Source organism: Mesorhizobium sp. LNHC209A00 (assembly GCF_000502915.1).
In the GTDB taxonomy this organism is placed as follows: Bacteria; Pseudomonadota; Alphaproteobacteria; order Rhizobiales; family Rhizobiaceae; genus Mesorhizobium.
Genome location: NZ_AYWT01000009.1, coordinates 21,552 through 34,646 on the forward strand (window position 1 = coordinate 21,552; position 13,095 = coordinate 34,646).

10 protein-coding genes and 4 pseudogenes are annotated in these 13,095 nt (G+C 63.0%); 13 read left to right on the top strand and 1 reads right to left on the bottom strand.

Going from position 1 to position 13,095, the window contains the following annotated elements:
* Window positions 1–13 precede the first annotated feature (13 nt).
* The 11 genes and pseudogenes from nadA to X739_RS01000000166370 all read left to right on the top strand — a co-directional run bounded on the left by nadA (window position 14) and on the right by X739_RS01000000166370 (window position 11,209).
* Window positions 14–988, top strand: a complete 975-nt coding sequence (gene nadA, locus X739_RS145400) for a quinolinate synthase NadA (RefSeq protein ID WP_023776413.1) — start codon at window positions 14–16, stop codon at window positions 986–988.
* Window positions 985–2,526 (top strand): L-aspartate oxidase, encoded by a 1,542-nt coding sequence (locus tag X739_RS145395; protein WP_023795257.1) that lies wholly within the window; start codon window positions 985–987, stop codon window positions 2,524–2,526. The genes nadA and X739_RS145395 overlap by 4 nt, the downstream gene beginning before the upstream one ends.
* 26 nt (window positions 2,527–2,552) lie before the next feature.
* Window positions 2,553–3,305: pseudogene (gene nadC / locus X739_RS1000000168270) on the top strand (carboxylating nicotinate-nucleotide diphosphorylase); the annotation flags it as partial.
* 174 nt (window positions 3,306–3,479) lie between these two features.
* Window positions 3,480–4,478 carry a biotin synthase BioB gene (gene bioB, locus X739_RS145390; protein WP_051410609.1) on the top strand — a complete coding sequence of 333 codons (999 nt, stop codon included), beginning with the start codon at window positions 3,480–3,482 and terminating at the stop codon, window positions 4,476–4,478.
* On the top strand, window positions 4,475–5,623 hold the full coding sequence (locus tag X739_RS145385; RefSeq protein WP_023795258.1) for an 8-amino-7-oxononanoate synthase: 1,149 nt from the start codon (window positions 4,475–4,477) through the stop codon (window positions 5,621–5,623). The genes bioB and X739_RS145385 overlap by 4 nt, the downstream gene beginning before the upstream one ends.
* Window positions 5,620–6,255: a dethiobiotin synthase gene (bioD, locus tag X739_RS145380; RefSeq protein ID WP_023762822.1), complete on the top strand. Its 636-nt coding sequence runs from the start codon at window positions 5,620–5,622 to the stop codon at window positions 6,253–6,255. Before X739_RS145385 ends, bioD begins: the two co-directional genes overlap by 4 nt.
* Entirely contained in the window at window positions 6,255–7,520 is a 1,266-nt protein-coding gene (locus tag X739_RS145375; RefSeq protein WP_023795259.1) for an adenosylmethionine--8-amino-7-oxononanoate transaminase, read from the top strand. Before bioD ends, X739_RS145375 begins: the two co-directional genes overlap by 1 nt.
* Window positions 7,517–8,500, top strand: a complete 984-nt coding sequence (locus tag X739_RS145370) for a beta-ketoacyl-ACP synthase III (protein ID WP_023795260.1) — start codon at window positions 7,517–7,519, stop codon at window positions 8,498–8,500. The genes X739_RS145375 and X739_RS145370 overlap by 4 nt, the downstream gene beginning before the upstream one ends.
* Before the next feature lie 429 nt (window positions 8,501–8,929).
* Window positions 8,930–9,163 (top strand): annotated as a pseudogene (locus X739_RS1000000171210) (co-chaperone GroES); the annotation flags it as partial.
* Window positions 9,164–9,183: 20 nt separating this feature from the next.
* A pseudogene (locus X739_RS1000000171215) lies at window positions 9,184–9,327 on the top strand (co-chaperone GroES); the annotation flags it as partial.
* 66 nt (window positions 9,328–9,393) lie between these two features.
* A pseudogene (locus X739_RS01000000166370) lies at window positions 9,394–11,209 on the top strand (chaperonin GroEL).
* A gap of 253 nt (window positions 11,210–11,462) precedes the next feature.
* Here the strand turns inward: X739_RS01000000166370 and X739_RS145365 are convergent.
* The gene (locus X739_RS145365; protein WP_023782958.1) at window positions 11,463–12,074 is read right to left on the bottom strand and encodes a TetR/AcrR family transcriptional regulator; all 612 of its coding nucleotides are present in this window, start codon (window positions 12,072–12,074) and stop codon (window positions 11,463–11,465) included.
* Between the two features lie 185 nt (window positions 12,075–12,259).
* On the opposite strand from X739_RS145365, the gene X739_RS145360 reads away from it, so the two are divergent.
* Together X739_RS145360 and X739_RS145355 are read left to right on the top strand one after the other, a co-directional pair.
* Entirely contained in the window at window positions 12,260–12,766 is a 507-nt protein-coding gene (locus tag X739_RS145360; RefSeq protein ID WP_023795262.1) for an OsmC family protein, read from the top strand.
* Window positions 12,708–13,094: a nuclear transport factor 2 family protein gene (locus X739_RS145355; RefSeq protein WP_023782956.1), complete on the top strand. Its 387-nt coding sequence runs from the start codon at window positions 12,708–12,710 to the stop codon at window positions 13,092–13,094. Before X739_RS145360 ends, X739_RS145355 begins: the two co-directional genes overlap by 59 nt.
* Window position 13,095 lies beyond the last annotated feature (1 nt).

The following is a 13,095-nucleotide window of genomic DNA, read 5'->3' on the forward strand; positions in this document are numbered from 1 at the left end:
CGGGAGGGGGTCGATGAGCGCCATGCTGCCTACGGCCGCGTTGCTCTACGAGCACGTCCGACGAGTGATCCCGCCGATCGAATGGCCGGCTTTCGCGGAGGATATCGAGGCGATCCTTGCACTGAAGCGCGAGCGCAACGCCATCATCCTGGCGCACAACTATCAGACGCCCGAGATCTTCCATTGCGTGGCCGACATCGTCGGCGACAGCTTGGCATTAGCCCGCACGGCTGCGACGATCGAGGCGCAAGTCATCGTGCTGGCCGGCGTCCATTTCATGGCCGAAACGGCCAAGCTCCTTAATCCGGACAAGACCGTACTCATTCCGGATCTCAGCGCCGGTTGCTCGTTGGCGGAATCAATCACGGCAGAAGACGTGCGCTTGATGCGCCAGCGTTATCCCGGCGTTCCGATCATCACTTATGTAAACACGTCGGCCGAAGTGAAAGCCGAGTCGGATATCTGCTGTACATCCGGCAACGCCAAGGCCGTCGTCGAATCCCTTGGGGTTCTCCGGGTGATCATGCTGCCGGACGAATATCTGGCCCAGAATATCGCCGCCCAGACCGATGTGCAGATCATCGCCTGGAAAGGGCATTGCGAGGTGCATGAGCGCTTTACACCGGCCGACATCCGCGAGTTGCGCGAAAGCCATGCCGGCGTGGTCGTGCTCGCCCATCCCGAATGCCCGCCCGACGTCGTGGCTGAAGCAGATTTTTCCGGCTCGACGGCTGCCATGTCCGACTATGTCGAAAGGCAAAGGCCGCCACGTGTCGTGCTGATGACGGAATGCTCGATGAGCGACAACGTCGCGTTAGCGCACCCAGAGGTCGAGTTCATCCGGCCCTGCAATTTGTGCCCGCACATGAAGCGGATCACGCTTGCCAACATCCGCACGGCGCTCGAGCAGAACCAACATGTCGTAACCATCGAACCCGGGATCGCCGGGCGCGCGCGGCTTGCGGTCGAACGGATGCTGGCAGTTTGAGCGCCGACCTCCGCAGCTTCTTCGGGCGGCCGATCATCATCGGCGGCGGCATCGCCGGACTGATGACCGCGCTTCAACTGTCGCCGGAGCCGGTGCTTCTTCTGTCAAGGTCGCTGCTGGGAGCTGACAATTCGAGCACCTGGGCACAGGGGGGTCTGGCTGCAAGTTTCGGCGAAGACGACGATCCGGCAATGCACCTGGCCGATACGCTTGCCGCCGGGGATGGTCTCTGCGACAGAGACGTGGCGAGCCGCATCCTCCAAGCCGCGCCCAAGGCGATAGAGGGGCTTGCGGGCTTTGGGGTTCCCTTTGACCGCACGCCGAAAGGATCACTGTGCCTCGGATTGGAGGCCGCACACAGCCGACGTCGCATCGTTCATGCGCATGGGGACGGCACCGGGCGTGAGATCATGCGTGCCCTGATCGCGGCTGTGCGTTCCACTCCGTCGATAGTTGTCGTGGAGGGCGTGGAAGCGCGCCGGCTGGCCGTGCGAGAGAATGCGATCCGGGGCGTCTGGGCGAGCTGTTCGATCGGACCTTTCTTCTTCGGCTCACGGCGGGTCGTCCTCGCCACCGGTGGCATCGGGGGACTGTTTCTCGACACCACGAACCCTTGGGGCAGTTGCGGACAAGGCCTTGCACTTGCGGCCCGCGCTGGAGCTGTCCTAGCCGACCTCGAATTCATCCAGTTCCACCCGACCGCGCTTGACGGCCCAGAACGCCCTATGGCGCTGGTCAGCGAGGCTGTCCGAGGCGAAGGTGCTGCCCTGATCGATGAAACCGGCCAGGCTTTTCTTCAAAGCGTGCCAGGGGCGGAACTTGCGCCTCGCGATGTCTTGGCCCGCGCCGTTTGGAACCATCTTGCGAACGGCCACCGTGTTTTTCTCGACGCCCGACAACGGCCTGGCCCGGCATTCGCTCGGCATTTCCCGACAATCGCATCAGCCTGTCGTGGAGCGGGCATCAATCCCGCGCGCGATCTCATCCCCATTCGTCCGGCCCAACACTACCACATGGGTGGCGTTGCCGTGGACAGCTTTGGCAGGACCTCCGTCGAGGGGCTGTGGGCCTGCGGCGAAGTCGCTTCGACAGGACTGCATGGCGCCAACAGGCTCGCCAGCAATTCCTTGACCGAGGCAATCGTGTGCGCCCGCTGGGTCGCTGAAAGTGTCGCCGGAACGCCTGCTCGCAGAACAAGACCTGCGTTTGCGAACGTTTACCCACCGCCCGCTCCGATACCCGTGCGTGTTTTCCTGTCGCGCGCACTCGGCATCGTCCGGGACGGTGAAGGGTTGAAAGCAGCCGCGCGTGCCTTATTGCCGCTCGCCGAAAGCAAGGATGCGGTCTCGGATCCGGCGGCTGTCGGGCTAATGATCGCGGTTGCCGCCTTGTTGCGCGAAGAAAGCCGCGGCGCTCATCACCGGACAGATTTTCCTCATCATGCGACTGCCGCCCGACGGTCCGAAATCACGCTCGAAGCCGCCTTGGCCGCTGCGCGCGAACTCGGACACTCGCCAAACTTGGAAGGGGCAAAGTGATGAGGCTCTCACCGCTTCCCACGGTCATGCTTGAGCCGCTTGTACGGGCATCGCTTCTTGAAGACCTTGGCAGAGCCGGCGACTTGACCACGGATGCCATCGTCCCGAAGGAATACCAAGCGGGAACCGTGTTGGTGGCGCGACAGTCCGGAGTTGTCGCCGGCCTCGATCTGGCGATGCTCGCTTTCCACTTGATTGATCCTGATGTCGAAATCTCGGTGGAGCGGGCAGACGGCTGCAATGTCGTGGATGGAGAGATCATTGCATCAGTGGTTGGCCCGGCCCGGGCCATTCTCACAGCCGAAAGGACGGCACTCAATTTTTTGTGCCATCTGAGCGGCATCGCCACAGCAACGGCATCGATCGTCGCTGCGGTTCGTGGATATGGCGCGAAGATCGTCTGCACACGCAAGACGACGCCTGGATTGCGGGCAGTCGAAAAATATGCCGTGCGCGCAGGTGGCGGGTCCAATCACCGCTTCGGCCTGGACGATGCAATTTTGATCAAGGACAACCACATCGCCCTCGCCGGCGGCGTCCGCCCAGCGCTCGAGCGAGCACGAAGAGCGGCCGGTCATCTCGTCAAGATCGAAGTCGAGGTCGATACTCTGGCCCAGTTGGAGGAGGTACTTGGCTTCGCTCCCGATGCGGTTCTGCTCGACAACATGTCCCTCCCCGATCTTCGCCGCGCCGTCGCAATCGTCGGTGGCCGCGCTATCACCGAGGCTTCTGGCGGGATCACGTCCCATACAGCGCGAGCGGTTGCCGCGACCGGCGTTGATCTGATTTCGATCGGCCGACTCATCCACAGCGCGCCGGTCCTGGATATCGGCCTCGACCATCGGGCTCATGATTGCCTGAGTAACGAACAGGATTTGGTCAACTATCCTCTCCGATCGTCGACAGTCAGATGGCAAAGACCCCGCAAGACAGACCGGAGGAACAGCATGGACATGCAAACGGCAAGTTCAACGCAGACATCGCCACAGGCTCAATCCCCTGACGCTGGAGCGTGGACCCTGGAAAAGGCTCAGGCACTTTACCATGCCCCCTTCAACAATCTCCTCCTCCTGGCGCAGACCGTGCACCGCCAGAATTTCGATCCAAACAAGGTCCAGCTCAGCCGGCTGCTCAGCATCAAGACGGGCGGATGCCCGGAGGATTGCGGCTATTGCAGCCAGTCGGCGCATCACGAGACCGGCCTGAAGGCGTCGAAGCTGATGGAGGTCAGGCGCGTCGTCGCCGAGGCGAAGAAAGCGCGTGACGCCGGCGCCACGCGTTATTGCATGGGAGCCGCCTGGCGGAACCCCAAAGCGCGCGACATGGATGCGATGGTGGCGATGGTCGAGGGCGTCAAGGCGCTGGGCATGGAGACCTGCATGACGCTGGGCATGCTCGATCTTGAGCAAGCCGCTCGTCTGAAGCAGGCGGGTCTCGACTATTACAACCACAACATCGATACGTCGGAACGCTATTACAGCGAGGTCATCAGCACGCGGAGTTTCGCCGAGCGGCTCGAGACACTCGAGCACGTTCGCCAATCTGGCATCAAGGTCTGCTGCGGCGGCATTATCGGCATGGGCGAGGAGCCGGTGGACCGGATCGACATGCTGGTGACGCTGGCCAATCTGCCGGAACATCCGCAAAGCGTTCCGATCAACATGCTGATTCCGATCGCCGGCACCCCGCTTGCCGATGCCAAGCCCATTGAGCCGATCGAATTCGTGCGCGCGATCGCGCTGGCGCGCATCATGATGCCGAAATCGCATATCCGTCTCTCCGCCGGCCGTATGGCCATGACCGACGAGATGCAGGCGCTGTGCTTTTTTGCCGGCGCCAACTCGATTTTCGTCGGCGACACGCTGCTGACGGCGGACAATCCCGGTGAGGACAAGGATACCCTGCTGTTCCGGCGCCTTGGCATCGAGCCGATGGAACTCGAAGCGCAATGAACGGGGCGCCGCTTGCCAGTTATGATGCGACCTTGAAGAGGCTGGCGCGCAAGGACCGGCTGCGGACGCTTTCGCCCCGCGCCGGGCTGGACTTCTCGTCGAACGACTATCTCGGGCTGGCATCGTCCAGGAGACTTGGCGATGCTGTTGTGGCGGCGATTGCGCGGGGCACGCCGGTTGGCGCCACCGGGTCGCGGCTGTTGCGCGGCAATGCACCGGAACACGAGCAGCTCGAGGCAGACGCGGCGGCATTCTTTGGAGCCGACCGCGCGCTGTTCTTCGGCAGCGGCTACATCGCCAACTTCGCTCTGCTGAGTGCCCTGCCGCAGAAGGGCGATCTTTTGGTTCTCGATGAGCTCGCCCATGCCAGCATGCATGAGGGTGCGCAGGCCGGGCGCGCACAGTTCGTGCTGGCCGCGCACAACGATGCCACCGCTGTTGAGGATGCGATCACACGTTGGCGCGCCGCAGGCGGCATGGGATGCGTCTGGATCGCGGTGGAAAGCCTTTACAGCATGGATGGCGACTGCGCGCCTTTGGAGAGCCTGGTCGCGCTTGCCGATCGGCACGGCGCATTCATCGTCATTGACGAGGCGCATTCGACCGGCGTCTGGGGACCGGACGGCCGGGGGCTTGCCGCCGCTTTCGAGGGCCGCGACAACATCGTCGCGCTCCACACCTGCGGCAAGGCGCTCGGCGCATCTGGTGGGCTCGTGACCGGGCCGAGGACACTGTGCGAGTATCTGATCAACCGTTGCCGGCCATTCATCTACGCCACCGCGCCATCGCCGCTGATGGCAGTGGCAGTGCGCGAAGCACTCGCAATGCTCGCCGACGAGCCTATGCGGCGTGTTCAGCTGCATGAACGCGTTGCCCTCGCCGGCCGCCAGCTGGCCGAGCGCTGCGGCGTGATACCCAGCGGCTCGCAGATCCAGCCCCTCGTAATCGGCGATGTCAGGCGCACCATGGCAGTGGCGGCGCGCCTGCAGGCCCGCGGCTTCGACATACGCGGTATTCGTCCTCCGACCGTGCGCACGTCGCGGCTGCGCATCTCACTGACGCTCAATGTCGGCGAAGCCGACATTTCCGCCATGGTCGAGGCGCTGGTCGAGGTGTTGGCCCAAAGATTGCCGGAGGCGATATGACCCAGCGCATCGTCATCACCGGAACCGACACGGGAGTTGGCAAGACCGTGTTTGCGGCTGGGCTCGCCGGCCTGCTCGACGGCTTTTACTGGAAACCGGTGCAATCGGGCCTCGACGGCGAGACCGACAGCGAGGTGGTCGCACGGCTTGCCGGCTTGCCCTCAGAGCGCGTGCTGCCGGAAGCCTACCGCTTGCGGAGCCCGCTGTCGCCGCATCGTTCGGCCGAGATCGACAGCGTCGCGATCAAGGCTGACGATCTTAACTTTCCCGTCCTACCGACGCCGCTCGTCATCGAAGGCTCCGGCGGCCTGATGGTGCCGCTCAACCGGCGCACAAGGTTCATCGACATCTTCGCTGAATGGCGGCTGCCCGTTATTCTGTGCGCCCGCACCACGCTCGGCACCATCAACCACACCTTACTCTCGGTCGAGGCGCTCCGCGCCCGCTCCATCCCGTTGGCCGGCATCGCTTTCATCGGCGATGAGATGGCCGATACGCAACGGACCATCGTGGAATTCAGCGGTGCGCCGCAGCTCGGCAGGCTGCCGCACCTCGATGTGCTGACGGGCAAAACACTGAGGGACGCAATGATTGCCGGCTTCGCCTTCGCCTCGATTACTGGAGGTGACTGATGTCGCAGTCCCATGTCTGGCATCCCTTCACCCAGCACGCGCTCGAGCCTGCGATCCCAGAAATCGTCCGGACTGAAGGCGCCTATCTCCGCAGGGCCGACGGCGCCCGCATCCTGGACGCCATCTCCTCCTGGTGGGTCGTCACACATGGCCACCGCCATCCCCGCATCATGAAGGCAATCGAGGCAACCGCGTCGAGCCTCGACCAGATTATCTTTGCGGGCTTCACGCACGAGCCGGCAGAGCGCTTGGCCAAGGCGCTTGTCGGCCTCGCTCCCGCTGGACTCGACTGGGTGTTCTATTCCGACAGTGGCTCGACCTCGGTCGAAGTAGCGCTGAAGATGGCACTCAGTTATTTCCGCAACATCGGCCCCCCACGCTCGCGCATCGTCGTCATGGATCACAGCTATCATGGCGACACGATCGGCACGATGAGCGTCGGTGCGCGTGGCGTGTTCAACGCCGCCTACGAACCCTTGCTGTTCGAGGTCGACAACATCCCCTTTCCGGCAGCGGGGCGCGAGCAGGAGACGCTGGATCGTTTAGAGGCTGTGACCCGCGATCGACGAGCCGCAGCCTTAATCGTCGAGCCGCTGGTGCTGGGCGCCGGCGGCATGCTGATGTATCCGGCTTCAGTTCTGGCCCAATTGAAGAAGATCACTGAGGCCTCCGGCACGCTGCTGATCGCCGACGAAGTGATGACCGGCTGGGGGCGGACCGGAACCATGTTCGCCTGCGAGCAGGCATCGATCTCTCCAGATATCCTGTGCACCTCGAAAGGCCTGACCGGCGGCGCCATCCCGCTGGCCGTAACGCTTGCCACCGATGCCATCTTCCAGGCTCATTATTCCGAGGACCGGAAGAAGACGTTTTTCCATTCGAGCTCCTACACTGCCAACCCGATTGCCTGCGCGGCAGCACTTGCCAATGTCGAGATCTGGCGGGACGAGCCGGTGGCCGAGCGCATTGCGGCCTTGAGCGCAATGCAGGCCACCGGGCTTCGACGCTTTCGCGACAACAGCTTCTTCACCGACTGCCGGGCGACCGGCACGATCGCGGCGCTCGACCTGCGAACCGGTTCCGCAGGTTATCTCGCCGAGATCGGACCGAAACTGCGCGCTTTCTTCCTCGAGCGAGGACTCCTTGTGCGCCCGCTCGGCAATGTCCTCTACCTTCTGCCACCCTATTGCATCACCGGCGACGAGCTCGAGCGACTCTATGACGCCATTGAGGAGGCCGGCGAACGCTTCGGGTCCAGGCCATGAGCAAGTCGTCGCGCATTCTCGGGTTTGGCCATCATGCGCCTGGGCGCAAGGTGGCGAATGCCGAAATCGAGAGCAATCTCGGTCTTGATCCAGGCTGGATCGAAAGGCGTACCGGGATACGGTCGCGCTTCTGGGCAACCGACGAAGACACGCTGTCTGGTCTTGCCACCCAGGCTGGCGACATGGCGCTGGCGAACGCCGGTGTTGCGCGCCACGACATCGGTCTGCTGTTGCTTGCCACCTCGACGCCCGACCATCTTCTGCCGCCGAGCGCGCCGCTGGTCGCACACAAGCTTGGCCTTGGCCGCGCAGGCGCGGTGGATCTGACCGGCGCCTGCGCCGGCTTCATCTATGCGCTGATGTTTGCGGACGGATTTACCCGCCTGCACGGCAAAGCGAGCCTTGTCATCGCCGCCAACATCCTCAGCCGCCGCATCAATCCAGCCGAGCGCGCAAGCTCGGTCCTGTTTGCCGATGCCGCCGGCGCCCTGGTGATCGGTCAGTGCGACGATGCTGATCGGGGCAATCTCGGTGCCTCGGTGGCTTCCGACGGCTCGCGATACGGGCTGATCCATATTCCCGCAGGAGGAAGCAACAAGCCGTTCCACGGTGACCTCGATCTCGCGCAAACCCGAATGAGGATGACGGACGGCCGCGAAGTGTTCGCAAAGGCCGTCGAGATGATGACCGATTGCTCGATAAGCGCGCTAGCCGCTGCCGGAGTGCGGCCACACGATCTCGGCCGGTTCGTGCCGCATCAGGCCAATACTCGGATTTTCGATGCGGTCGGAAGGAACCTCGGCATCGCGGACCAGGCAATTGTCAAGACGATTGCCGAATACGGCAACTCTTCGGCCGCGACGATCCCGCTGTCGCTCTCGCTCGCCAACCAGGCGGACCCATTCCAGCCTGGAGAGAAAATCCTTCTGGCGGCGGCGGGTGCGGGTCTCAGCGGCGGCGCTCTCGTGGTTGGAATCTAGCCGGCCGGCTCACGCGCGCAGGACTGGTCATGAATGGCGATAGGGCAACAGAACCAATGCCAAAATGGCCTTCTGAAGCTCGACATGACCGAGCTGACGCAGCACGGCGCGTGCGAGCCTCTGGATGAGTTCAAATGCATCACCCGTTGCACCAATCGTGCCATCTGAATAAAGCTCAATTACTAGGGGTGAGCCGCCCCATATATGTCCGATCCCCGACATTGTTCACATAAAAGGCTCGATGCTTACACGCTCTTTGCTCTCTTCTCTTGGTGTCTGCTCTTTTCTCTTTGCTCTTTTGCTCTTCCGTCTTGACTAGCAGGAGCCTGCGGCTTATCTCATTGCCGCGTTAGCACTCGCTTCGGCTGAGTGCTAAGCACGCTCCGGCAACGGAGAACCGTTCAACATCCGCACCAAGGAAATCCAAAAATGGCAAAGTCGAATTTCCGGCCGCTGCATGACCGCGTGGTCGTTCGCCGGGTCGAATCCGAATCCAAGACCGCCGGCGGGATCATCATCCCGGATACGGCGAAGGAAAAGCCGCAGGAAGGCGAGATTATCGCCGTCGGCTCCGGCGCTCGTGACGAAGCTGGCAAGCTGGTCCCGCTGGACGTCAAGGCCGGCGACCGCATCCTGTTCGGCAAGTGGTCGGGTACCGAGATCGGAAGAGCGTCGTGTAGNGTGACGAAGCTGGCAAGCTGGTCCCGCTGGACGTCAAGGCCGGCGACCGCATCCTGTTCGGCAAGTGGTCGGGTACCGAAGTCAAGCTCAATGGCGAAGACCTTCTGATCATGAAGGAATCCGACATTATGGGCATCATCGGCTGACACGCTGCCGCCTTTCCTTCGCACCATCAAATCTGAATTTCGGGCGAAATGCCCAGGAGTAAAAAAATGGCTGCCAAAGACGTAAAATTCTCCCGCGATGCCCGCGAGCGCATGCTTCACGGCATCAACATCCTCGCCGACGCGGTGAAGGTGACCCTCGGTCCCAAGGGCCGCAACGTCGTCATCGACAAGTCGTTCGGCGCCCCGCGCATCACCAAGGACGGGGTCACCGTCGCCAAGGAAATCGAACTTTCCGACAAGTTCGAAAACATGGGCGCGCAGATGATCCGCGAAGTTGCTTCGAAGACCAACGACATCGCCGGCGACGGCACCACAACCGCGACCGTTCTGGCGCAGTCGATCGTCCAGGAAGGCAACAAGGCCGTTGCCGCCGGCATGAATCCGATGGACTTGAAGCGCGGCATCGATCTGGCCGTGACCGAAGTCGTCGCGGCGCTCGGCAAGGCTGCCAAGAAGATCAAGACCTCCGAGGAAGTCGCCCAGGTCGGCACGATCGCCGGCAATGGCGACGAGTCGGTCGGGAAGATGATCGCCGAAGCGATGCAGAAGGTCGGCAACGAAGGCGTCATCACGGTTGAGGAAGCCAAGACCGCCGAGACCGAACTCGAGGTCGTCGAAGGCATGCAGTTCGACCGCGGCTATCTCTCGCCCTACTTCGTCACCAACGCCGACAAGATGGTTGCCGAACTGGAGGACGTCTACATCCTCCTGCACGAGAAGAAGCTCTCCAACCTGCAGGCGATGCTGCCGGTCCTCGAAGCCGTCGTGCAGACCTCGAAGCCGCTGCTCATCATCTCGGAAGACGTCGAAGGCGAGGCGCTCGCCACGCTGGTCGTCAACAAGCTGCGTGGTGGCCTGAAGATCGCCGCCGTCAAGGCGCCGGGCTTCGGTGATCGCCGCAAGGCCATGCTGGAAGACATCGCCATCCTGACCGGTGGCCAGGTCATTTCGGAAGACCTCGGCATCAAGCTCGAGAATGTCGGCCTCAACATGCTCGGCCGCGCCAAGAAGGTGTCGATCTCCAAGGAGAACACCACCATCGTCGACGGCGCCGGCAAGAANGTCGGCCTCAACATGCTCGGCCGCGCCAAGAAGGTGTCGATCTCCAAGGAGAACACCACCATCGTCGACGGCGCCGGCAAGAAAGCCGAGATCCAGGGCCGCGTCGCCCAGATCAAGCAGCAGATCGAGGAGACCACCTCGGACTACGACAAGGAGAAGCTGCAGGAACGTCTGGCGAAGCTCGCCGGCGGCGTTGCGGTGATCCGCGTCGGCGGTGCGACGGAAGTCGAAGTCAAGGAAAAGAAGGACCGCGTCGATGACGCCCTCAACGCGACCCGCGCGGCCGTGGAANGCGACGGAAGTCGAAGTCAAGGAAAAGAAGGACCGCGTCGATGACGCCCTCAACGCGACCCGCGCGGCCGTGGAAGAAGGCATCGTTGCTGGCGGTGGCGTTGCCCTGCTGCGCGCTTCGGCCAACATCAAGGTGACCGGCGTCAACGCCGACCAGGCCGCCGGCATCAACATCGTGCGTCGTGCGCTGCAGGCTCCGGCCCGCCAGATCGCGGCCAACGCTGGTGCGGAAGCCTCGATCGTTGCCGGCAAGATCCTTGAGAACAAGGGCGCGACCTTCGGCTACAACGCCCAGACCGGCGAATATGGCGACATGATCGTCATGGGTATCGTCGATCCGGTCAAGGTCGTGCGCACGGCCCTCCAGGACGCGGCCTCGGTCGCCGGCCTGCTCGTCACCACCGAAGCCATGATCGCCGAAGCTCCGAAGAAGGACTCTGGCGCCGGCGGCATGCCTGGCGGCATGGGCGGCGGCGGCATGGGCGGCATGGGCGGCATGGACTTCTAAGAAGTCCATAAAGCACGCCCATGAATCCAAGTTGCTCAAGCCCGCAAGCGGGCTTGAGTGGCGGNATGGACTTCTAAGAAGTCCATAAAGCACGCCCATGAATCCAAGTTGCTCAAGCCCGCAAGCGGGCTTGAGTGGCGGTATGGACTTCTAAGAAGTCCATCCTCGACAATTATTGAAAGGGCGGCCGAGTGGTCGCCCTTTTCTTTGCGTCTTGAGGCTGGTGCTCCACCGCGCTAGTTGGGACTAGCGGTCAGACAGCGGCAGTCTCCGCTTGCTGGGGCGCCTTGCCGGCGAGCACGGCCTGCTCGATAAGGACGGCCACCTCATCGGCAACGGCGTTGAGCGACGAGCGGTCGCGGGTGGCGCGGGCAATCACCATCAAGCCTTCCAGCGAAGACTCGACCAGCAGCGCCAGTGCCTGCGCGCGACGCTCGGGCACTCCTGCCCTGACGAAAGCCTCACGCAGCAAGCCGATCCACTGTTCGAATGCAGAGCGGCACAGTTCGACAAGGTCGGGCACATCGCCTGGCGAGTCCAGCACGACCGGCGCGACCGGGCAGCCGAGTGAGAACTCATTGTCTTCCAGCATGCGTCCCACCGATTGATAGATGTGGTGGACGGCGACCGCAGGGTCCCGTTCGGCGGCCAAAGCCTCGCCCAGACGCTCGGTTACCTCGGCGACGCTGGCGCGCGTCACCTCGACGACCAGCTGATCCTTGCCACCGGGAAAGTGGAAGTAAAGCGAGCCGCGCGGCGCGCCGCTGGCGCTCAAAATGTCGTTGAGCGACGTGCCGTGATAGCCGCGCCGCCGCAACAGCAGTGCCGTCGCCTCGATCATTCGCGTGCGTGTGTCCGTCGCCATGTCAACCTCTGTCAGGAGTGCGCATTATAGGGCTTGCCCGCAATATGACAATCGGTCTACATAATATGTAAATCGGTCTACATACTGGGGCAGAGATAGATGTTTTGGCGGGAAGGGCAAGACGGCGTCCTGGCTCGCGAAGCGGTCGCGGAGCCTTCATTTCATCAAGCAGAGGAGACGTAGCAATGACAATTCGCGAAGCATCGGGCGGATGGCACGGCCCGCTTAAGGAAGGTTCCGGACGGCTCCGGCTGGGCAGCGGCGCGTTCGAGGGTCCCTACTCATTCCCGTCCCGCTTCGAAAATGGGCCCGGCACCAATCCGGAGGAACTGATCGCGGCCGCCCATGCCGGCTGCTTCTCGATGGCGCTCACCGCCATCCTCGGCAGCGAAGGTCACATCGCAAGCGACATCCACACGATCGCCAAGGTGCATCTGGGCGCCACCGCGGCCGGGCCGACCATTACCTGCGTTGAATTGGAGACGGAGGCGAACGTCCCCGGGCTCGCCGCCGCCGACTTCGAGCGGCTGGCGCAGTCGGCCAAGGCGCGATGCCTCGTCTCGCGGGCGCTGGCCGGCGTCGCCACGATCACGCTGAAAGCGAAGCTTATAAGTCAACGGAAGGAGAAATCGCATGACCCAGGAATTGATCATCGACATCACCACGGCCAACCGCTCGGGCGAAACGGCTGAAATCATGCGGCGCTATAACGATGTGTTCCAGCGTCACGATCCCTCGGCTCTCGACGATCTGGTGGCGCAGGACTGCGTGATCGAGAACACCACGCCGGCACCGGACGGCGCGCGCCGCGCCGGCAAGGCAGCATGCGTCGAGCTGTGGTCGGCGATCGCCACCGCACCCGGTACGCGCTTCGACCTCGAAGAGACTTTCGTGGCCGGCGACCGCGCCACGATCCGCTGGCGCTACTGGATGGCCGACGGCAATTCGCTGCGCGGCGTCAACCTGATGCGCGTCGCGGACGGGCGGATCGTCGAGGCGATGGGTTATGTCAAGGGCTAGA

Coding starts and splice junctions, on each gene's coding strand:
- nadA (WP_023776413.1), top strand. CDS start 14: ATGAGCGCCATGCTGCCTACGGCCGCGTTGCTCTACGAGCACGTCCGA.
- bioB (WP_051410609.1), top strand. CDS start 3,480: ATGCAAACGGCAAGTTCAACGCAGACATCGCCACAGGCTCAATCCCCT.
- X739_RS145385 (WP_023795258.1), top strand. CDS start 4,475: ATGAACGGGGCGCCGCTTGCCAGTTATGATGCGACCTTGAAGAGGCTG.
- bioD (WP_023762822.1), top strand. CDS start 5,620: ATGACCCAGCGCATCGTCATCACCGGAACCGACACGGGAGTTGGCAAG.
- X739_RS145375 (WP_023795259.1), top strand. CDS start 6,255: ATGTCGCAGTCCCATGTCTGGCATCCCTTCACCCAGCACGCGCTCGAG.
- X739_RS145370 (WP_023795260.1), top strand. CDS start 7,517: ATGAGCAAGTCGTCGCGCATTCTCGGGTTTGGCCATCATGCGCCTGGG.
- X739_RS145365 (WP_023782958.1), bottom strand. CDS start 12,074: ATGGCGACGGACACACGCACGCGAATGATCGAGGCGACGGCACTGCTG.
- X739_RS145360 (WP_023795262.1), top strand. CDS start 12,260: ATGACAATTCGCGAAGCATCGGGCGGATGGCACGGCCCGCTTAAGGAA.
- X739_RS145355 (WP_023782956.1), top strand. CDS start 12,708: ATGACCCAGGAATTGATCATCGACATCACCACGGCCAACCGCTCGGGC.